At 69.9% G+C, this 19,805-nt stretch carries 21 protein-coding genes; 11 read left to right on the forward strand and 10 right to left on the reverse strand.

The features are described from left to right. Window position 1: 1 nt before the first annotated feature. On the forward strand, window positions 2-379 hold the full coding sequence (locus AC07NX_RS19915) for a Zn-ribbon domain-containing OB-fold protein (RefSeq protein ID WP_494644164.1): 378 nt from the start codon (window positions 2-4) through the stop codon (window positions 377-379). Next, window positions 376-1,524: an acetyl-CoA acetyltransferase gene (locus tag AC07NX_RS19920; RefSeq protein ID WP_494644166.1), complete on the forward strand. Its 1,149-nt coding sequence runs from the start codon at window positions 376-378 to the stop codon at window positions 1,522-1,524. Before AC07NX_RS19915 ends, AC07NX_RS19920 begins: the two co-directional genes overlap by 4 nt. Window positions 1,525-1,588: 64 nt before the next feature. Here AC07NX_RS19920 and AC07NX_RS19925 read toward each other — a convergent pair whose 3' ends face one another. The 6 genes from AC07NX_RS19925 to AC07NX_RS19950 form a co-directional block, all read right to left on the reverse strand. After that, window positions 1,589-2,383, reverse strand: a complete 795-nt coding sequence (locus AC07NX_RS19925) for an IclR family transcriptional regulator (RefSeq protein ID WP_494644168.1) — start codon at window positions 2,381-2,383, stop codon at window positions 1,589-1,591. 125 nt (window positions 2,384-2,508) lie between these two features. Next, window positions 2,509-3,255 carry a GntR family transcriptional regulator gene (locus AC07NX_RS19930; protein WP_494644170.1) on the reverse strand — a complete coding sequence of 249 codons (747 nt, stop codon included), beginning with the start codon at window positions 3,253-3,255 and terminating at the stop codon, window positions 2,509-2,511. Window positions 3,256-3,371: 116 nt separating this feature from the next. Continuing rightward, window positions 3,372-4,280: a crotonase/enoyl-CoA hydratase family protein gene (locus AC07NX_RS19935; protein WP_494644172.1), complete on the reverse strand. Its 909-nt coding sequence runs from the start codon at window positions 4,278-4,280 to the stop codon at window positions 3,372-3,374. Window positions 4,281-4,317: 37 nt separating this feature from the next. Beyond that, window positions 4,318-5,013 carry an SDR family NAD(P)-dependent oxidoreductase gene (locus AC07NX_RS19940; RefSeq protein WP_494644173.1) on the reverse strand — a complete coding sequence of 232 codons (696 nt, stop codon included), beginning with the start codon at window positions 5,011-5,013 and terminating at the stop codon, window positions 4,318-4,320. 31 nt (window positions 5,014-5,044) lie between these two features. Further along, window positions 5,045-5,833, reverse strand: coding sequence for an enoyl-CoA hydratase (locus AC07NX_RS19945; RefSeq protein ID WP_494644174.1), 789 nt, complete (start codon window positions 5,831-5,833; stop codon window positions 5,045-5,047). A gap of 57 nt (window positions 5,834-5,890) precedes the next feature. After that, the gene (locus tag AC07NX_RS19950; RefSeq protein WP_494644176.1) at window positions 5,891-7,117 is read right to left on the reverse strand and encodes a CaiB/BaiF CoA transferase family protein; all 1,227 of its coding nucleotides are present in this window, start codon (window positions 7,115-7,117) and stop codon (window positions 5,891-5,893) included. Between the two features lie 197 nt (window positions 7,118-7,314). Between AC07NX_RS19950 and AC07NX_RS19955 the strand changes: the two genes are divergently transcribed. The 6 genes from AC07NX_RS19955 to AC07NX_RS19980 all read left to right on the forward strand — a co-directional run bounded on the left by AC07NX_RS19955 (window position 7,315) and on the right by AC07NX_RS19980 (window position 12,105). Beyond that, window positions 7,315-8,121: a crotonase/enoyl-CoA hydratase family protein gene (locus AC07NX_RS19955; RefSeq protein ID WP_494644177.1), complete on the forward strand. Its 807-nt coding sequence runs from the start codon at window positions 7,315-7,317 to the stop codon at window positions 8,119-8,121. A gap of 10 nt (window positions 8,122-8,131) precedes the next feature. Continuing rightward, window positions 8,132-8,557 carry a Zn-ribbon domain-containing OB-fold protein gene (locus AC07NX_RS19960; RefSeq protein WP_494644179.1) on the forward strand — a complete coding sequence of 142 codons (426 nt, stop codon included), beginning with the start codon at window positions 8,132-8,134 and terminating at the stop codon, window positions 8,555-8,557. Between the two features lie 8 nt (window positions 8,558-8,565). Then, window positions 8,566-9,705, forward strand: a complete 1,140-nt coding sequence (locus tag AC07NX_RS19965; protein ID WP_494644180.1) for a thiolase C-terminal domain-containing protein — start codon at window positions 8,566-8,568, stop codon at window positions 9,703-9,705. Between the two features lie 10 nt (window positions 9,706-9,715). Further along, window positions 9,716-10,303 carry a GTP cyclohydrolase I FolE gene (gene folE / locus AC07NX_RS19970; protein ID WP_035079721.1) on the forward strand — a complete coding sequence of 196 codons (588 nt, stop codon included), beginning with the start codon at window positions 9,716-9,718 and terminating at the stop codon, window positions 10,301-10,303. Continuing rightward, window positions 10,300-10,746 (forward strand): acyl-CoA thioesterase, encoded by a 447-nt coding sequence (locus tag AC07NX_RS19975; RefSeq protein WP_494644182.1) that lies wholly within the window; start codon window positions 10,300-10,302, stop codon window positions 10,744-10,746. The genes folE and AC07NX_RS19975 overlap by 4 nt, the downstream gene beginning before the upstream one ends. 126 nt (window positions 10,747-10,872) lie before the next feature. Continuing rightward, window positions 10,873-12,105 carry an amidohydrolase family protein gene (locus AC07NX_RS19980; protein ID WP_494644183.1) on the forward strand — a complete coding sequence of 411 codons (1,233 nt, stop codon included), beginning with the start codon at window positions 10,873-10,875 and terminating at the stop codon, window positions 12,103-12,105. Window positions 12,106-12,151: 46 nt separating this feature from the next. Here the strand turns inward: AC07NX_RS19980 and AC07NX_RS19985 are convergent, their stop codons facing one another. After that, window positions 12,152-12,937: an IclR family transcriptional regulator gene (locus tag AC07NX_RS19985; RefSeq protein WP_494644185.1), complete on the reverse strand. Its 786-nt coding sequence runs from the start codon at window positions 12,935-12,937 to the stop codon at window positions 12,152-12,154. 133 nt (window positions 12,938-13,070) lie between these two features. Between AC07NX_RS19985 and AC07NX_RS19990 the strand changes: the two genes are divergently transcribed. The 3 genes from AC07NX_RS19990 to AC07NX_RS20000 are packed head-to-tail and all read left to right on the forward strand — an operon-like array spanning window position 13,071 to window position 17,249. Next, on the forward strand, window positions 13,071-14,186 hold the full coding sequence (locus tag AC07NX_RS19990) for an NAD(P)/FAD-dependent oxidoreductase (RefSeq protein ID WP_494644187.1): 1,116 nt from the start codon (window positions 13,071-13,073) through the stop codon (window positions 14,184-14,186). Then, window positions 14,179-15,789: a GMC family oxidoreductase gene (locus AC07NX_RS19995; RefSeq protein ID WP_494644188.1), complete on the forward strand. Its 1,611-nt coding sequence runs from the start codon at window positions 14,179-14,181 to the stop codon at window positions 15,787-15,789. Before AC07NX_RS19990 ends, AC07NX_RS19995 begins: the two co-directional genes overlap by 8 nt. 26 nt (window positions 15,790-15,815) lie before the next feature. Beyond that, window positions 15,816-17,249 (forward strand): NAD-dependent succinate-semialdehyde dehydrogenase, encoded by a 1,434-nt coding sequence (locus AC07NX_RS20000; RefSeq protein ID WP_494644189.1) that lies wholly within the window; start codon window positions 15,816-15,818, stop codon window positions 17,247-17,249. Window positions 17,250-17,261: 12 nt separating this feature from the next. Here AC07NX_RS20000 and AC07NX_RS20005 read toward each other — a convergent pair whose 3' ends face one another. The 3 genes from AC07NX_RS20005 to AC07NX_RS20015 are packed head-to-tail and all read right to left on the reverse strand — an operon-like array spanning window position 17,262 to window position 19,800. Beyond that, window positions 17,262-18,053, reverse strand: coding sequence for an SDR family NAD(P)-dependent oxidoreductase (locus AC07NX_RS20005; RefSeq protein WP_494644190.1), 792 nt, complete (start codon window positions 18,051-18,053; stop codon window positions 17,262-17,264). Continuing rightward, complete coding sequence (locus AC07NX_RS20010) at window positions 18,050-18,766, reverse strand: SDR family oxidoreductase (protein WP_494644191.1); 717 nt, start codon at window positions 18,764-18,766, stop codon at window positions 18,050-18,052. The genes AC07NX_RS20005 and AC07NX_RS20010 overlap by 4 nt, the downstream gene beginning before the upstream one ends. Further along, window positions 18,763-19,800 (reverse strand): acyl-CoA dehydrogenase family protein, encoded by a 1,038-nt coding sequence (locus tag AC07NX_RS20015; RefSeq protein WP_494644192.1) that lies wholly within the window; start codon window positions 19,798-19,800, stop codon window positions 18,763-18,765. The genes AC07NX_RS20010 and AC07NX_RS20015 overlap by 4 nt, the downstream gene beginning before the upstream one ends. Window positions 19,801-19,805 lie beyond the last annotated feature (5 nt).

The raw sequence follows: 19,805 nt of genomic DNA on the forward strand, positions 1-19,805 counted from the left end.
GATGGACGTCACCCATCCGGACGCCGAGTTCCGCGCCTTCCTCGCCGAGGGCCGGTTCATGATCCAGCGCTCGAAGAGCAGCGGCGCCCATGTCTTCTACCCGCGCGTCGTGGCGCCCGGGACCGGCGCGCGGGACCTGGAGTGGGTCCAGGCCTCGGGCCGTGGCGTGGTCTACTCGACCACCGTGGTGCGCAAGAAGCCGCCCGAGCCCAGCTACAACGTCGTCCTGGTCGACCTGGCCGAGGGGCCCCGCATGATGAGCCGGGTCGAGGGCGTCGATCCCGACGCCGTGACCATCGGCATGGCCGTCCAGGCGCGCATCGTCGACCAGGACGGCGAGCCGGTCGTGGTCTTCGACGTGGCGGAGGCCTCGGCATGAGCGACTTTCCCCGCGGCCGCACGGCCATCGTGGGCGCGGCCACCTTCGGCCAGGGCAAGGCTCCGGGCTATGAGGCCTCCGACCTCGCCGCGATCGCCAGTTCGATGGCGCTGGAAGACGCCGGGCTCTCGCTGGCCGACGTCGACGGCCTGTTCTTCTGCCATCCCACCGACACCATGGGCGGGCTGTCGTTCGCTCAGTACCTGGGGATCCGGCCCAAGGTCACCGACAACAACCGCACCGGCGGCTCGGCCTTCCAGACCTATGTCGAGCACGCCGCCTATCTGCTGGACGCGGGCGCCATCGACTGCGCCCTGATCGCCTATGGCTCCAACCAGGCGACGGCGACGGGCAAGCTGGTCTCGACCGTGCAGCCGATGCGCTACGAGGCCCCCTATCGGCCGCTCAATCCGGTCAGTTCCTACGCCCTGGCCGCCGCCCGCTACATGCACCAGTACGGCGCCACGCGGGAGCAGCTGGGCGAGGTGGCCCTGGCGGCGCGGAAATGGGCGGCTCTCAATCCGGAGGCCTTCAAGCGCGACGCCCTGACCATGGACGACTACCTGGCCTCGCGGATGGTCTCGGACCCGCTGTCGGTGCTCGACTGCTGCCTGGTGACCGACGGCGCCGCCGCGGTGGTGATGACCCGGGCCGACCGGGCCCGCGACCTGAGGCGGTCGCCGATCAAGGTGATGGGCGCCGCCGCCGAGACCCACCATCGCGAGATCGGCTGGCTGGAGGACCTGACCGTCACCGCCGCCGCCCGATCGGGCGCCCGGGCCTACCGCCGCGCCGGCCTGGAACCCGCCGACATCGACGTCGTCCAGGTCTACGACGCCTTCACCATCAACACGATCCTGTTCCTGGAGGACCTCGGCTTCTGCCCCAAGGGCGAAGGCGCCCGGTTTGTCCAGGACGGCCGGATCGCCCCCGGCGGGGCCCTGCCGGTCAACACCAACGGCGGCGGCCTGTCCTGCTGCCATCCGGGCATGTATGGCCTGTTCCCGATTGTCGAGGCCGTGCGTCAGCTGCGCGGCGAGGCCGGAGACCGGCAGGTCGCGGAAGCGAGGTTCGCCATCGCCCACGGCAACGGCGGCGTCCTGTCCAGTCAGGCGACGGTCATCCTGGGCGCGGGCGACGCCTGACGACACGCAAAAGCGGCCGCGCCCCGGGGGCGCGACCGCTGTCGCCGACACGAGAGACCGTTGATCAGGCGAAACGACGCTCGGGCTGGGCGACCTCGGCTTCCAGCGAGCGTCCCAGGGCCGGATTGGTCAGGCGGGCGATGGCGCCGCGCATCATCTGCAGCAGCCAGTCCCTGTTGGCTTCGAAGAACGCGCTGTCGCCGTGGATGTTCAGCGCCAGGGCGTGAGCATCGCGCAGTTGCGAGACCAGCATCGACAGGCTGGCCCGGTCGCCGTCCACGTGCTGGGCGTAGCCCTGAATCCGCACCGTACGCAGCGCCTCGCCGAACTCGACGGCGCAGATGCGCTCGGTCCCCTCCGGCGCCTCGGCGTTGATCCGGTGGACCAGCTTTCGCACCAGGACGGGGTCGAACGTCGCCAGCAGCACCTTGCCGGCGGACGACGCCGCCAGTCCGGTGCTGGCGTCGATGTCGACGGACGCTTCGCCGCCGCGGACGACGTGGATGTGCTGGACCGACATGCCCACCTTGTGGGCCAGGGTGACGGTGACGCCGGCCTCTTCGGCCAGATGGTCGAGGATGGCCAGCAACCGCCCCTTGCGGAACAGCTCGGGCTGGACGGAGGAGCCGATCACCGCCACCCGCGCCGTCGGCCGATAGGTGCGCTGGTCGCGATCCCGATTGAGATAGCCCAAGGAAACCAGGCAGTTGAGAAGCTCTGACGTGCTCGACTGCGGATAGCCCATGGACCGGGCGATATCCATGACGGTGGCCGTCGGCCGGGCGTCGGAAAAATACTCAAGCACTTCGAGCGCGCGTTGGGCCGACTTGATCTTCTTCGGATCCAATGACTTCACCACGGCAACCTCCCTTCGTTTTCTTATGACGTTATGTTGTCATAACAAGTGAGGAGTCGCAACGTCGTTTTTCGTTTTTTTGAACGGCGTTCAATTTTGCGAACGCCTCGTTGTGCGGCGAAGACCGCTCAACCGGCGCGGCCGTCGGCGTTGAATTCGATGACGTAGCTGTAGCGACCAGGGTGGTAGCGCACGAACACCACCTCGATCGGCTGGCCGCTGGCCAGATGGTAGACGCGCGTGACCAGCAGCACGGGGTCGGCGGGCCGCAGGCCCAGATGGGCGGCGGCGACCTTGCCGGCCATGCCGGACTCGATCTTCTGCTGGGCGCGGCTGACGCGAACGTTCAGGCGACGCTCGACGGCGCGGATGATCGGCACGCCCGCCGTCAGGAAGTCATGCCGCTGCAGTTCCCTGCCGACCTCGGGGGGGAAATAGATCTCGAGATAGGCCGCCGGCTCGCCGTCTATGCGGCTGATCAGCTCCAGACGCGTCATGCGGGCGTCGTCCGGCAGGTTGAGGATCCCCGCCGCTTCGGGGTTGCGCGCGTCATGCTCGAGCGACAGCCGGTCCGGCTCCATCACGCCCGCGCCCGCCAGGAACTCGTCCAGCGATCCCTTCAAGGCGATGGACCGCGAGCCGACCCGGCGTTCGGCCACGAACGAGCCCACGCCGCGACGCCGGACGATCAGGCCCTGGGCGATCAGGGCGTCCAGCGCCCGCCGCACGGTGATGCGGCTGACGCCGTACTGTTCGCACAGGCGCTCTTCGGACGGCAGAGGATCGCCAGGCCCGAACTCGCCGCCATGCAGGCGCGAGCGCAGGTCCTGTTCCATCTGGTGATAGAGCGGAAGGGGGCCGGCCTGGAGCTGCATTGGGTCTCCGTGCTTCGCGCTGGACGCGATGACATCGAGCACGTTAGCGGGGCCCGGGCTCCCGGCAAAATGATGATCGCCGCCTGCCCGCGATCATCGCCCGGCCGATCAAGCGGTCAGTCTTCCCGCAATCGGATGACGCCGTCGCCGAACGGCGCGTCGCGGTTGGTCAGGGCCGTCTTCAGCCCGTGCTCGGCCATGTCCGCCTTGAACTGGGTGCGCCGCGGTCCCTTGGACAGGTGAGCCCTGGCGTCGTTCTCGGCCGCCAGCCGCTGGATCGTCCGCGCGCCCATGCCCTCCAGGGCCAGGTTGACGATGCGCTTGTGGGCCGAGAGCAGCTCGTTGTCGACGAACGACAGGCGGCGGGCCAGTTCATCGACCACCGCGTCCAGCTGGTCCGCCGGGGCCGATTCCAGCGCCAGCCCGATCGTCACCGCGTCCCGCCCCCGGATGCTGTCGCCGGTCATCAGGATGCGCTTCGCCCACTGCGGCCCGCAGTGATAGATCCACATGTGGTTGGGCGGCGAGCCGTTGGCGCGGGCCGCCGGAAAACCGATCCTGGCCTCGTCGGAACAGAGGACGAAGTCGCACATCAGCGCCAGGTCGGTGCCGCCCGCCAGGCAGTTGCCCTGCACCCGCGCGATGACCGGCTTGTGCAGGTCGAAGATCACCGTGGTCAGGGCCTGCTGGCGCTCCATGAACCAGGCGTCGTCGTCATAGCTGCCGGACGAGCTGCGATAGAGGGGCGCGTCCTTCGCCGCCGCCTCCCCTTCGGCCTTGCGCCCGGCATAGACCCCGCCCAGGTCGTAGCCGGCGCAGAAGTCCTTGCCCGCGCCCTGCAGGATCACGACGTTGACGTCGAGGCGATCGTCCGCCTCCAGCAGGGCGTCGTGCAGCTCCTGCAGGGTCCGGGGCGACAGGGCGTTGCGCTTGTCGGGCTTGTTCAGGGTGATGCGCGCGACCCGCTCGGACACCTCGAACAGGATGTCCTCGGGCTGGGCCAGCCACTTGCCGCTGTAGGTCATGCGTCAGCTCCAATGACCGCCGGTCCCGATGGCCCCATCATACGCGGCCGACGACCGGCAGCAGGGTTCCGGTCACCGCGCTGGCCTCGCTGGAGGCCAGGAACAGGATCACCGCGGCCAGTTCCTCCGGCTTCACCCAGGTCGCGAAATCGGCGTCCGGCATGTCGGCGCGGTTGGCCGGCGTGTCGATGATCGAGGGCAGGACCGCGTTGACCGTCACCCGTCCTTTGTATTCCTCGGCCAGGGCCTCGGTCAGCCGGTGCACCCCGGCCTTGGAGGCGGCGTAGGCGCCCATGCCGGCCGCGGCCTTGACCGCGCCGTTGGCCCCGACATTGACGATCCGCCCCGCACCGCCGGCGACCAGGTGCGGCAGGGCCGCCTTCGAGGCGTTCAGCGTCGTCATCAGGTTGAGGCGGTGCAGGCGGTTCCAGGTGGCGGCCTCGCCGTCCGCGACCGTTTCCCAGGCGAAGCCGCCGGCGACATTGATCAGGGCGTCGATCCGCCCCAGGACCTCGGCGATGTCGGCGATCGCCGCGTTCGCCGCCGCCGCGTCCGCCAGGTCGACGCCGCCCTTGAAGAGAAGGGCCTCGCCCGGCGCCGAAGCCAGGTCGCCGGGCGGCGTCGCGGCGTAGTCCAGCGCGACGACCTTCGCGCCCCGCGCCCTGGCGCCCAGGACGACCGCCCGCCCCAGGGCGCCGAACGCGCCGGTGACCACCACGACCCTGTCCTTCATGGTTCCGTCCTTCCGTCAAACCCCGCGCCGGTCAGGCGCCGGTGAACTGCGGCTTACGCTTCTCGGCGAAGGCGCGGATGCCTTCCTTGTAGTCCGTCGAAGCATAACAGGTCTGGAACATCTCCTCGCACCTGGCCAGATCCCGGTCGGCCGGGTCCTTCAGGATCGTGGCCAGGGTGTACTTGACCTGCTTGGCGGTCAGGGGCGCGCCGCCGGCGATCTGGGCGGCGGTCTTGGCGATGAAGGTGTCGAACGCCTCGCCCTCGGGCAGGACCCGGCCGACCAGCCCCTTGGCGAAGGCTTCCTCGGCGGTGAACTGCAGGCCGCCCAGCAGCATGTCCTTCGACGCCGGGACGCCGATGATGTCGACCAGCCGCGACAGGCTCTTGTAGCGGTAGCCGATGCCGTAGCGCATGGCCGGCTGGCCGAACTTCGACTTGGACGAGCAGTAGCGCAGGTCGCACGACACGGCGACCGAGATGCCCCCGCCGATGCACCAGCCGTCGATGGCCGCGATCGTGACCTTCTCGCTGTTGTAGATGGCCGACAGCCCCCGTTCGCCGGTCTGGGCGTAGTGTTCCTGGGCGTTCTCGCCCATGCGCTCTTCCTCGTATTTCGAGACGTCGGCGCCGGCGATGAACGACACGCCGCCCGCCCCCGAAACGACGATCACCCGGATGTCCGGATCGGAGTCGAAATCGGCCATGATCGTCGACATGCCCTCCCACATCTCCAGCGAGATGGCGTTCAGCTTGTCGGGATTGTTGAAGATCATGTGGCCGATCGCGCCGTCCTTGCGGCTGAGGATCTTGTCGGTCATGACGGGTCTTCCTTTTGAAAAGTCGCGGCGCCAACCAGCGCCTCGAGGGACGGGTGTTCAGACGACGCCGGCCTGCCGCAGGGTCGCGATGTCTTCGGGCGCATAGCCGGCGGCCGCCAGGATCTGGTCCGTATGCTGGCCGACCAGCGGAGGGGCGGCGTAGTCGGTGATCGGGGTTTCCGACAGCCGGATCGGGTTCCTCAGGATCCTGAGGCCGCCGGCGGCCGGGTGCTCGATCTCCTGGATCATCTGGCGGTGGACGACCTGGGGGTTGGCCAGGGCGTCGGCGATGTCGTTGACGGGACTGGACGGCACGTCGGCGAGGTCCAGGCGCTCCAGCCACTCGCCGGCCGGCCGGGTGGCGAAGATGGCGTCCAGCAGCTCCAACAGAGTGTCGCGATTGCGGATGCGCCCGGCGGTGTTGTCGAAACGGGGGTCCTTGGCGATATCCGGCCGGTCCAGGGCCTGGCACAGCCGGGCGAACTGGACGTTGTTGCCGGCCGTGAGGAAGATGTCGCGATCCGCGCAGCGGAAGGTCTGGGAGGGCACGCCGCCGTATCCGCCGTTGCCGCGGCGCGCGGGGATCTGGCCCGACACCAGGTAGTTCATGGCGAAGTGGCTGAGCGAGGCGATCCCGCAGTCCAGCAGCGCCAGGTCGATGTGCTGGCCCGAGCCGCCGCCCGCGTCGCGATGATGCAGGGCCGCCAGGATGGCGCTGGACGCGTAGAGGCTGGTCAGGATGTCGACGATCGAGATGCCGACCTTCATCGGGCCGCCGCCGGGCGCGTCGTCGGGCAGGCCCGACACGCTCATCATCCCGCCCATGGCCTGGAACACACCGTCATAGCCGGGCTTGTGGGCCAGGGGACCCGTCTGGCCGAAGCCGGTGATCGAGCAATAGATCAGCCGGGGATTGACGGCCTTCAGGCTCTCGTAGTCCAGGCCGTACTTCTTCAGCGCGCCGGTCTTGAAGTTCTCCAGGACCACGTCGCTGTCGGCGGCCAGCCGGCGCACGATCTCCTGGCCGCGCGGCGAGGCCAGGTCGACGGTCACCGATCGCTTGTTGCGGTTGCAGCTCAGGTAGAAGGCCGCGTCGGAGGTCGGACAGCCGTCACGATCCTTCAGGAACGGCGGGCCATATTCGCGGGATTCGTCGCCCGCGCCGGGACGCTCGACCTTGATCACGTCCGCGCCGAGATCGGCCAGCATCTGGCTGGCCAGGGGCGCCGCCAGCACGCGGCTCAAATCCAGGATCCTGACACCTTCCAGGGTCTTGGATGACATAGGACAACTCCGCTCCCCACGCCGCCGGCGGCGCACGTCTCTTAGAGTGTCATCGTCGCGATGCGCCCCCGCGTGACAAGGCGACGGTCCGGGTCATCGTGTGGGTGATATGTCGCCCCTGAAACCGTCATGATGCTTGTCGCGGCCTGCGTTTGGGAATGGTTTGCCTCCAATCCGCAGATGGAAACCGTCAGTTCATGCGCGAACCCTTTGTCCTCTACGAAACCCGCGGCCGGGTCGCGATCCTGACCCTGAACCGGCCCGATACGCGCAACGCGATCGGCGAGCACGACGACTGCGCCGAACTGGTCGAGGCGGTCGAGCGGGCCAATGCGAATCGTTCGATCTCGGCGCTGGTCCTGACGGGGGCGGGCGCGTCGTTCTCGGCCGGCGGCAACCTGAAAGGGATGCGCGACCGCAACGGCATCGGGCCGCTGGCGACGCCCGCCGACACCCGGGACAACTACAGAAGGGGCGTGCAGAAGATCGCCCTGGCCTTCGCCGGCCTGGAGATCGCCAGCATCGCCGCCGTCAACGGCCACGCCATCGGCCTGGGCTGCGACATCGCCTGCCTGTGCGACATGCGCGTCGCCTCGGACGCCGCCAAGTTCGCCGCCAGCTTCGTCAAGATGGGCATCGTGCCCGGAGACGGGGGCGCCTGGATCCTGCCGCGGGCCATCGGCTACGCCCGCGCCGCCGAGATGATCCTGACCGGCGACACCTACACCGCCGCCGAGGCCCGCGAGATGGGGCTGGTCAACAAGGTCGTCCCCGCCGACCAGGTGATGGACGAGGCCCTCAAGCTGGCCGACCGGGTCGCCGCCAACCCGCCGCGCGCCGTGCGCCTGGCCAAGCGCCTGCTGCGCGAAGGCCAGCATTCCAGGCTCCCCGACGTGCTGGAGCTGTCGGCCGCCTTCCAGGCCCTGGCCCACGAGACCGCCGATCACAAGGAGGCCGTCGAGGCCTTCCTCGACAAACGCCCGCCCGTGTTCACGGGCGCCTGAGGGCCCATCCATGACCCAAGTCGACGCCGTCGCGCCCCGCCCCGCCCTGCCCTGGATCCGACTGGACGGTCCCGAGCCCTTCGTCGAGGGGCGCCTGTGCCGCGTCTGCGGCGCCCGCACGGCGGCGACGCACCTGGCCTGCCCGGCCTGCGGCGCCCGCGACTCGATCGAGACCTACCGCGCCCCGATGACCGGCAGGCTGCACGCCTATTCGATCGTCCGGCGCTCGTATCCCGGCGTCCCCGTTCCCTTCGTCTCGGCCATCGTCGACCTGGACGACGGCCTGACGCTGAAGGGCAACCTGGTCAACGTCGCGCCCGAGCCCGACGCCCTGCGGATCGGCATGCCGGTCAGGATGGTGTTCGGCGACGCCCTGGGCCGCACCGACAAGGACGGCGCGTCCTATGTCGCCTTCTTCTTCGAACCTTCGGCCTGAGGTCCGCCATGAGCGAGAACGTCTACATCCTCGGCATCGACATGCTGAAGTTCGGCAAATATCCGGACCGGACCTTCGCCCAGCTGGGCGGCGAGGCGGCGCTGCTGGCGCTGGACGACGCCGGCCTGGGCGTCCACGACGTCCAGGCCCTGTACTGCGGGTCGGTGTTCGGCGCCTATGACATGACCGGCCAGGCGATCATGCGCGAGATCGGCCAGACGGGCATCCCGGTCACCAACATCTCCAACGCCTGCGCCACCGGCGCCTCGGCCTTCCGCGAGGCCTGGATCGCCGTGAAGTCGGGCCTCTATGACGTCGTCCTGGCGGTCGGCGTCGAGAAGATGCCGCGCGGCATGCTCGGCGCGGGCCACGAGACCGGGATCCCGTTGGAAGGCCTGTTCGGCTCGGCCTCCATGCCCGCCGTCTTCGCCGAGTCCGGCATGGAGCACGCCGGCCAGTACGGCACCACCTTCGAGCAGTTCGCCAAGGTGTCGGTGAAGAACCACCACCATTCGACCATGAACCCCAAGGCCGTCTACCAGAAGGAGACGCCGCTGGAGGAGGTGATGGGCTCGGAGATGATCGCCTATCCCAACACCAAGCTGATGTGCTCGGTGAACGTCGACGGTTCCGCCGCGGCCGTGGTGGTGTCCGAGAAGAAGGCCCGGGAGATGGGCCTGACGCGGGCGATCCGCGTGCTGGCCTCGGCCCTGGCGTCCGATCCCTGGAACCCGCGCAACCCGATCATGCCCGACGTCAACGGCTGCACCCGGCTGGCGGCGAGCTCGGCCTACGAGCAAGCCGGGATCGACCCGCGCGACGTCGGCCTGGTCGAGCTGCACGACTGCTTCGCCACCGCCGAACTGCTGCACTACGAGAACCTCCAGCTGTGCGGGCTGGGCGAGGCCGGGCGGATGATCGACGACGGCGTCACCGCCCTGGGCGGCCGCGTGCCGGTCAACGTCTCCGGCGGGCTGCTCTCCAAGGGCCATCCCCTGGGCGCGACGGGCATCGCCAACATGTACGAGGTCGCGCTGCATCTGCGCGGCGAGGCCGGCGCGCGCCAGGTCCCCGGCGCCCGGGTCGGCCTGACCCACGTCGTGGGCCTGGGAACGGCGGCGGCGGTTCATCTGTTCGAGAAGGCATGAGCATCCGACCATGAGCAAACCCCGTCCGACCCAGGCCGACGCCGAGGCCGCCGTGCGCGTGTTGCTGGAATGGGCCGGCGACGATCCTTCGCGCGAAGGCCTGCTGGACACGCCCGAACGGGTGGCCAAGTCCTACCGCGAGCTGTTCTCCGGCTATGAAACCGACCCGCACGGCTATCTGGAGCGGACGTTCCAGGAGGTCGCCGGCTACGACCAGCTGGTCGTGCTGAGCAACATCCGCGTGGTCAGTTTCTGCGAGCACCACATGCTGCCGGTCACGGGCGTCGCCCATGTCGGCTACCTGCCCACCAACAAGGTGGTCGGCATCTCGAAGCTGGCGCGGGTGGTCAACGGCTTCGCCCGGCGCCTGCAGATCCAGGAGAAGCTGACCGCCGAGATCGCCCAGGCCATCGAAGACGTCCTGCAGCCGCACGGCGTCGGGGTAGTGATCGAGGCCGAGCACAGCTGCATGACCCTCCGCGGGGTCAACACGCCGGGCTCGCGGCTGACCACCAGCAGCCTGCGCGGCGTGGTCCGCGACGATCCGCGGACCCGGGCCGAATTCCTGCGCCTCGTCCGGCAGGGCGCGGCCGCATGACCGACGCCCGCAAGCCCCAGGACGAACGCCGCGAGCACTACGGCGGGTGGACGGACATTCCCACCCGCTGGGCGGACGGCGACCCCTACGGCCACGCCAACAACGTCGTCTACTACAGCTGGTTTGACACCGCCGTGACCCGGATGCTGTTCGAGCGACGGGTCATCTGGCTGCCCGACTCGCCGTCGATCGGCCTGTGCGTCGAAAGCCACTGCAGCTTCCTGGCCCCGGTCGAATTCCCGCAGACCGTCCAGGCCGGCGTGCGGATCGGCAAGCTGGGCGACAAGAGCATCCGGTTCGAGATCGGCCTGTTCGTCGAGGGGCGCGAAGCGCCGGTGGCCGCCGGCTATTTCGTCCATGTCTATGTGGATCGCGCCAGCCGGCGGCCGTTGGCGCTGACGGAGGCGCAGAAGGCTTCCGTCGCTGATCTGGTCCTCGCCTGAGGGCGCGCGCATCGCATGGGCGATCCCCCGCGACCGCCCGGCGCCTTGACTTTCCGACCGCGCGAACAGAAAATTGAACGATATTCAGTTTTCTGCAATTTAGCCGAACGCCGGCGAGGAGACGCCATGACCGACACCGCCATTGCCCCGGATCACGCGACTGGCTGGCGCTACAAGGGGCCGATCTTCGACGCCGACACCCACCTCTACGAGACGCCCGAGGCCTTCGACGTCTACGTGCCGGCCAAGTACAAGGAAGACTGGGGCCTGAACTACAAGGTCGCCGACGACGGCCAGTTCGCCCTGCATGTCGGCAAGCGCAAGGTCGAGATCAGCGCCGACTACATGACCGAGGACTTCAAGATCCCGCCGCCCGGCAAGCTGCACGAGTGGCTGCGGGCCCAGAAGGAGGGCAAGGCCGAGGTCGACATGCGGGTGCCGATCACCCCGACCATGACCGACCCGGCCGAGCGCGAGAAGATCCTGGACAAATGGGACGTCCGCTCCTCGATGCTCTATTGCGGCAATTTCGTCAGCGCGATCAGCTATCTGGACGAGCCCGACCCGGCCTACGCGATCCTCAACGCCTATAACCGCTGGATGCTCGACCAGTGGAAGTTCAACTACAAGAACAAGATCTTCAGCTGTCCCGTCCTGACCCTGGCCGACCTGCCCCAGGCGATCGAGCAGGCCAGGTGGGCGGTGGCCAACGGCGCCAAGTTCGTGCTGATGCCCATGGGCCCCTACAACGGCAAGGCCCCGGCCCATCCCGACCACGACCCGTTCTGGGCCATCCTCAACGAGGCCGGCGTTGGCGTGGTCTTCCACGTCTCCGAGGCGATCTATCTGAAGGACCACATGGCCGTGTGGGGCGAGCCGATGCAGAAGTCCCGGCTGCGCCAGACCGCCTTCATGTGGATGCACGGCTATTCGGAACGGCCGGTGATCGAGACCCTGTCCAGCTTCGTCCTGCTGAACTTCTTCGAGCGCTTCCCCAACATCACCCTGATTTCGGCCGAGAACGGGGCCGAGTGGGTGCCGTCGATGCTGGTCAAGATGGACAAGGTGCGGGGCATGGCCAAGAACGGCTACTGGCCCGGCGGCCAGCTGAAGGAACGCCCCAGCAAGATCTTCAAGCGCCACGTCAAGATCGTCGCCTATCCCGAGGACAACATCAAAGCCATCGTCGACCAGACGGGCGACGCCGACTGGCTGCTGATGGGTTCGGACTACCCGCACTCCGAGGGCGTCGAACAGCCCCGCATCTTCGCCGACGAGGCCTGCAAGGACCTGAGCGACGCCGATACGGCCAAGGTGATGTACGAGAACGGCATGAAGCTGGCCGGCCTGCCCCTCTAGGCGAGAGACCCCGCCGCTTCACGACAGCTCCCCGCAAGAGGGAGCGTCAGACGGCCGCCATGCCTCCCGAGGCATGCGCGGCCGTTTTCACGACCGCGGCGACCAGCGCGTCCTGGTTGGCCAGCAGCCGGTCCGAGGGCGCGCCCAGGGAAATCGCGGCGAGGATGGCGCCGTCCGGGCCGAACACCGGCGCGGCCACCGCCGCCGAATCCTCGACCGACTCCCCCAGGCTGACCCAGAAGCCCTTGCGGCGCACCTCTTCCAGCTGGGCGCGCAGAACATCGCGATCGGTATTGGTCCGGGCGGTCAGCGGGGCCAGCTTGGCCTTGGCGATGTAGTCGTTCTGGTAGTCGGGCGACTGATAGGCCAACAGCACCCGGCCCGCCGCCGTCGAATAGAGGGGCCCGCTCATGCCCAGCCGCACCATGTAGCGCACGGGACGCGGGCTCTCCAGGACGTCGATATAGACGAAGCGGTGGGTCTGGTGATCCAGCACGGCGAGATTGACCGACTCCTGGGTCTCGTCGGCCAGGGCGCGCAGATAGCCTCTCGCCAGGCGGGGCAGGTCATAGGCCGAGCCGATCGTGGCCGCCAGCCGGAAGGCGCGCGGCCCCAGCCGGTAGAGCGCGCCCTCGACGACCAGGAAATCGTCGCTGACCAGGGGGCGAAGGCTGTTGAGCAGCGTGCTCTTGGGTACGCCCAGGGCCACGGAGATGTCGGCCAGCGGCAGGCCCACCGGCGCGCCGGCCAGCAGCTCCAGCAGGGCCAGCACCCGTCCCATGGCGCGCGGCCCGCCGCTGTCGCGTTCCAGGATTTCAGAATCGCCGGTCATGTCATCTCCGTCCAAGGCCAGACTAGGAGACCCGCTCTCCGAAAAACACCCCATCCGAGGCCCGGCTGATCGCGTCCGCGATCCCAACGGAGCCTGACTTTAACCCGTGGCGGCGGCGTGTTTACGCTGGCCCATGGATACAGTCGAATGCGTGGTGATCGGCGCCGGCGTCGTCGGTCTTGCGGCGGCGCGCGCGCTGGCCCTGGCCGGCCGCGAGGTGGTGATCCTGGAGGCCGAGGATCACATCGGCTCGGGCGTCAGCTCGCGCAACAGCGAAGTCATTCACGCCGGCATCTACTATCCCAAGGACTCGCTGAAGGCGCGGCTGTGCGTGCGCGGCAAGGCCCAGCTCTACGCCTATTGCGAAAGCCGCCAGATCCCGCACCAGCGCTGCGGCAAGCTGATCGTCGCCAGCCATCCCGACCAGGTCCAGGACCTCGAACGCCTCCAGCAGGCCGCCCGGGCCAACGGCGTCGGCGACCTGACCTGGCTCGACGCCGACGCCGCGCGCGCGCTGGAACCGGCCCTGGCCTGCGTCGCCGCCCTGCTCTCGCCTTCGACCGGCATCATCGATTCCCATGCCTACATGCTGTCGCTCCAGGGCGAGGCCGAGGCCCACGGCGCGATGGCGGCGTTTCTCACCTCCGTGACCGGCCTGCGCCTCGAGCCCGACGGCGTCGCCCTGGTCATCGGCGAGGATCCCGCACCGGCCTTGAAGGCGCGGCTGGTGGTCAACAGCGCCGGCCTCGGCGCGCCCGGCCTGGCCGACACGGCCGAGGGACTGCCGGCCCCCGCGAAGGCGACGGCATTCTACGCCAAGGGCAGCTATTTCACCCTGTCGGGGCGATCACCCTTCAGCCGCCTGATCTATCCGACGCCCGAGCCGGGCGGCCTGGGCGTCCATCTGACGCTGGACATGGGCGGCCAGGCCAAGTTCGGACCCGACGTGGAATGGGTCGAGGGACCCGACTACGCCGTCGATCCCCGCCGCGCCGAGCGCTTCTACGGCGCGGTGCGACGCTATTGGCCCGGCCTCCCCGACGGCGCCCTGGCCCCGGGGTACGCCGGCGTCCGTCCGAAGATCTCCGGCCCCGGAGCCCCCGCCGCCGACTTCCGCATCGAGGCCAATCCCACCGGTCCGGGCGCGGGCCTGATCAACCTGTTCGGCATCGAAAGCCCCGGCCTGACGGCCTCCCTGGCCATAGCCGACGAGGTCGCCCGGCTGGCCCGCGAGGTGCTGCATGCGTGAACTCGGCGCCTTCGACTACATCATCGTCGGCGCGGGCTCGGCCGGCTGCGTCCTGGCCAATCGGCTCAGCGCCGACGGCCGGTACAAGGTCCTGCTGCTGGAAGCGGGCGGCGAGGACACCAATCCCTGGATCCACATCCCGCTCGGCTACGGCAAGCTGTTCGTCGACCCCAAGGTCAACTGGATGTTCCAGACCACGCCCCAGCCCGGCCTCAACGACCGCAGGATCAACCAGCCGCGCGGCAAGGTCCTGGGCGGCTCCAGCTCGATCAACGGCCTGGTCTATGTTCGCGGCCAGAGGGAGGATTTCGACGCCTGGCGGCAGCTGGGCAATGTCGGCTGGTCCTATGACGACGTCCTGCCCTATTTCCGCAAGGCCGAGGACCAGGCGCGCGGCGCCGACGCCTTCCATGGCCAGGGCGGCCCCCTGCCCGTCTCGGACCAGGCCGAACCCCATCCCCTGTGCGACGCCTTCATCGCGGCGGCGGAGCAGGCCGGGCACCCGCGCAACGACGACTTCAACGGCGCGACCCAGGAGGGCGCCGGCTACTACCAGACCACCTCGCGGCGCGGCCTTCGCGTCAGCTCCGCCGTGGCCTATCTGCGGCCGGCCCGCCGACGGTCCAACCTGACCGTCGTGACCCGCGCCCACGCCACCCGGCTCCTGTTCCAGGGGCGCCGGGCGGTGGGGGTCGAGTGGCGCCGCGACCGCGAGCTGGCGCGCGCCACCGCCGGCGGCGAGGTCATCCTGGCCGCCGGGGCGATCGGTTCGCCCCAGCTGCTGCAGCTGTCCGGCGTCGGGCCGGGCGACCTGCTCAACACGCTCGGTGTTCCCGTGGTCCACGACCTCAAGGGCGTGGGCGCCGATCTGCAGGACCACCTGCAGGTGCGCATGGTCCTGCGCTGCGCCCAGGCCGTCACCTTCAACGACGACATGCGCAGTCCGTGGCGCATGGCGGGCGTGGGCCTGAGGTTCGCCCTTCAGCGCCGAGGGCCATTGACCGTCAGCGCGGGCTACGCCGGGGCCTTCCTGAAGACCGACCCGGCCCTGGCCCTGCCCGACACCCAGATCCACTTCATCAACTTCTCGACCACCAAGATGGGCGACAAGCTGCACGCCTTTTCGGGGTTCACGGCCTCGTCCTGCCAGCTTCGGCCCGAGAGCCGGGGCGCGTTGAGGATCGTCAGCCCCGACCCGTTCACCCCGCCCGCGATCGACCCGAACTACCTGGCGACCGAAACCGACCGCCGCGTCACGATCGGCGGCCTGAAGGTGCTGCGCGACATCATGCGCCAGCCGGCCATCGCCCCCTTCGTCGAAAGCGAATCCGAGCCGGGCCTGGAGTGCGCCTCGGACGACCAGCTCCTGGCCTACTGCCGCGAGCGGGGCAGCACGATCTATCACCCGACCTGTACGGCGCGGATGGGCAGCGATCCCGGCGCCGTCGTGGACAAGCGGCTGAAGGTCCATGGGATCGCGGGCCTGCGGGTCGTCGACGGCTCGATCATGCCCTCGGTCCTGTCGGGCAACACTCACGCCGGCATCGTCATGATCGCGGAGAAAGCCGCGGACATGATCCTGGAAGACGCGCGCGCCGTCTGACGGCGGCCAGAACGAAGGCAATTCCGATGACGACCTACACCGCGCTCGAACTGTTCATCGACGGCCGGTTCCTGTCCGGAGAGGGCCGCGTGACCGAGCCGGTGTTCGACCCCGCCACGGCGCGGCCGATCGCCGACCTGCCGCACGCCTCGACGGCCGACCTGGACGCGGCCCTGGACGCCGCCGCGCGAGCGTTTCCGGCCTGGTCGGCGACCCCGGCCAGTGAACGGGCCAAGGTGCTGCGCCGGGCCGCCGACCTGATCCGCGCGCGCATCGAGGCGATCGCCGCGGTGATGACCCTGGAACAGGGCAAGCCCCTGGCGGAATCGCGCGGCGAGATCGCCTACGCCGCCGACGTCATCGAATGGTACGCCGAGGAAGGCCGCCGCACCTATGGCCGCGTGGTCCCCAGCCGGGTCCCCGGCGTGGTCATGACCGTCACCCTCGAAGCGGTCGGCCCCGTGGCCGCCTTCACCCCGTGGAACTTCCCCGCCCTGACGCCGTGCCGCAAGATCGGCGGCGCCCTGGCGGCCGGCTGCACCCTGATCCTCAAGGCGGCCGAGGAAGTGCCCGGCACGGCGGTCGAGATCGCCCGCGCCTTCGCCGACGCCGGCCTGCCGGCCGGCGTCCTGAACCTGGTCTTCGGCAAGCCGGCCGAGGTTTCGGCCCACCTGATCGCCTCGCCCGCGATCCGCAAGGTGTCGTTCACGGGCTCGACCGCCATCGGCAAGCATCTGATGGGGCTGTGCGCCCGCGACCTCAAGCGCACCACCATGGAGCTGGGCGGGCACGGACCGGTCGTGGTGTTCGACGACGTCGATGTCGAGGCGACGGCCGAGCTGGCGGCGACCGCGAAATACCGCAACGCGGGCCAGGTCTGCATCTCGCCCACCCGCTTCTTCGTGCAGGAGGCGGCCTATGACCGCTTCGTCGCCCGGTTCACCGCGGTGGCGAAGGGACTGAAGCTGGGCTCCGGCCTGGAGGCCGGCGTGCAGATGGGCCCGCTGGCCAATCCGCGCCGGATCCAGGCGATGGAGGCGATCGTGCAGGATGTCCGCGACCGCGGCGGCCGGGTCGAGACCGGCGGCGCCCGCCGCGGCAACGACGGCTGGTTCTATGAACCGACGGTCGTGACGGGGATCGGCGACGACGCCCTGGTCATGACCGAGGAGCCGTTCGGCCCGGTCGCGCCGATCGTGCCCTTCGCCGACTTCGACGAGGTGGTGCGACGCGCCAACAGCCTGCCCTACGGCCTGGCCACCTACGCCTTCTCGACCTCGGCCCGCCGGATCGCCGACATCGGGGCGGCGCTGAAGGCCGGCATGGTCGGGCTCAACACCCTCGCCGTCTCCAATCCCGAGACCCCGTTCGGCGGCGTCCGCGATTCCGGCCACGGCCAGGAAGGCGGCGTCGAGGGGCTGCAGGCCTATCTGGACGTCAAGTTCACCGCCTCGGCTTGACCGGGCGGCGCGCTACAGGGCCGTGTAGTACCCGCCGTCGACATTGACGGTCTGGCCCGTCACGTAGCGCCACAGGTCGCTGCACATGGCGACGGCGGCCGGCCCGATGTCGTCGCGCATGTCGCCCATCCGGCCCAGCGGAAAGCTCTTCATCGCCTCGCGCGTGCGTTCGGGGTCGGCCTCGAGATAGGCCCTGGCCGCGTCGGTCAGGGCGGCCGGGGCCAGGGCGTTGACGACGATGTCGTGGGGCCCCCACTCGCGGGCCAGCGCCTTGACGAATCCGCGTTGCGCCGCCTTCAGGGCGGTATAGGCGGGGTTCATCGCCCCGCCGTGCTGGCCCTGGGCCGAGGACAGCACCAGGAAGCGGCCCCGGCCGGTGTCGCGCAGGTGAGGCAGCGCGGCGTGGGCCAGGTGATGCAAGGCGTCCAGCGACACGCCGGCCTGCTCGGCCCAGAGCGCGTCGTCGATGTCTTCCAGCGGCGTCGGCTTGGCCAGAGTGCTGGCGGCGTTGTGCACGACGATGTCGAGGCCGCCGAACGCCTGAACGCTGGCCTCGACCGTGTGGCGCACCGCGCCGGCGTCACAGACGTCGGTGGCGACGAACAGGGCCTGTCCGCCCTCGGCCTCGATCTGGGCGACGGTTTCCGCACCGCCGACCGGGCTCCGCGCCGCCACGACGACCCGGGTGCCGGCCAGGGCCAGGGCGCGGGCCAGTCCCCGGCCGACGCCGCCGCTGGCCCCGGTGACGATCGCGACGCGTCCCGCCAGCAGGCCCGCCGTCGAAGTCCAGTCCATGGCCGTCATGGCACCATCCACTCGCCGCCGTCGATCATCAGGGTCGCGCCCGTCAAGCCGCGTCCGGCCGGCCCGGCCAGCCAGGCGGCCAATCCCGCGATCTCGGCGCGGGCGTCGGGACGCCGGCCCAGGGCGACGGGAACCGCATCGCCCTTGGCCGCCAGGTCGGCCGCGTCGAAATGCGGCGACAGGGCTCGCGGCGCGGCCGCGGCCCAGTTCACGGTCACCCCGCTGGCGCCCCACTGGCGCGCGACCGATTTCATCAGGCCCCGTTGTCCCTCCAGGGCGGTGCTCAAAGCCACCATGCCGGCGCCGCCGACCAGGGACAGGGAGGGAGCCAGGAACAGGATCGCCCCTCGCCCCGCCGGCTTCATCCGCGCCCCCAGCGCCGTCAGCACACGCATCGCGATTCGGATCGGATCCGCGGCCCCGGCGCGCCAGGCCTGGAGGTCGACGCCCTCCAGCGGCCCAAGCGCCGTCGTCGCCTCGCCCAGCAGGCTCAGCACCACCAGGGCCGGCGCGCGGCTTGGCCCCAGGGCGGTCGCGAGGGCGGCCTCGACCTCGTCGCTCGAACCCGCCAGGCGCGGATCGCGCAGCACGACGACCTCGGCGCCGGCGTCCCCCAGTCCCTCGGCCACGCCGGACATCACCGGCAGGCCCAGCTCGACGATCAGGGCCAGCGCGTCGTCCAAGGCTCCAGGCGGTGAGGTCGACAGGGTCATCCCCGCTCCATCTCCAGGTCAATCAGGGTCAGCTGGCGAAAGCCGCGACCGACGGGGTGCTCCTCGGTGACGCCGACGCCGCCATGAAGCTGCACGGCCGCCTGGCCGACCAGCTTGCAGGCCTTTCCGACCACCGCCCGCACCTGCGCGATCGTCCTGCGCCGCGCCACACCGTCGGGGTCCTCGACCGACAGGGCCGCGAGCATGGCCATCGACCGCGCCTGCTCCAACGCCACCAGCATGTCGGCCGCCCTGTGCCGTAGCGCCTGGAACGCGGACAGCGGCTCGCCGAACTGGCGGCGGGTCTTCAGGTGTTCGAGCGTGGCGTCCAGCAGGGCTTGCATCAAGCCGACGGCCTCCGCGGCCCGGAAGGCGACCAGATGCTCGCGGGCCCGTTCCGTCAAGGTCTCGGCCTCGGGGCCCCGGGCCAGCGCCGCCGTCGCGTCCACCGCCACCTCGTAGAAGCTGACCTCCGAGGCGGGCGTCCCGTCGAACAGGTGGTGGTCGCGGCGCGACACCCCTTGGGCGTCCAGCGGGACGATCAGCACGATCGGCTCGCCCTCGGCGGCGGCCGTCACGACCAGCCGCGCGTCCTCGGCGACATGGGTCAAGTTGATCTTGCGCCCCGACACGATCCAGCCCTCGCCGGACGATCGCGCCCGCGTTCGCCTGGCCTCGCCGCTGGCCATGCCCAGCTCGTCATGGGCCCAGGCGAACGGAACCTCGCCGGCGGCCAGGCTGGCGATCGACGCCGAGGGTGGAACGGGCGCGAGCCGCAAGGCCGTTCCCGCCGCGGCGATCGCCCCGGCATAGGCCGTGAGGACCTGGGCCCGTCCCGCCGCCTCGGCCAGGATCATCGTCTCGACGGGTCCAAGGCCCAGCCCGCCATCGTCCTCGGCGAACGGCGCGGCCAGCAGGCCCAGCTCGGCCATCCTGGCCCACAGGTCGCCGGATGGATTGCCGGCCGCCTGGGCGAACAGGCGCTCGGCCGTGTCCTTCAGCATCGCCTGGTCTTCCGAAAGATCGAAGTTCATCCCGC

Source organism: Caulobacter sp. GW821-FHT09A05 (assembly GCF_059418465.1).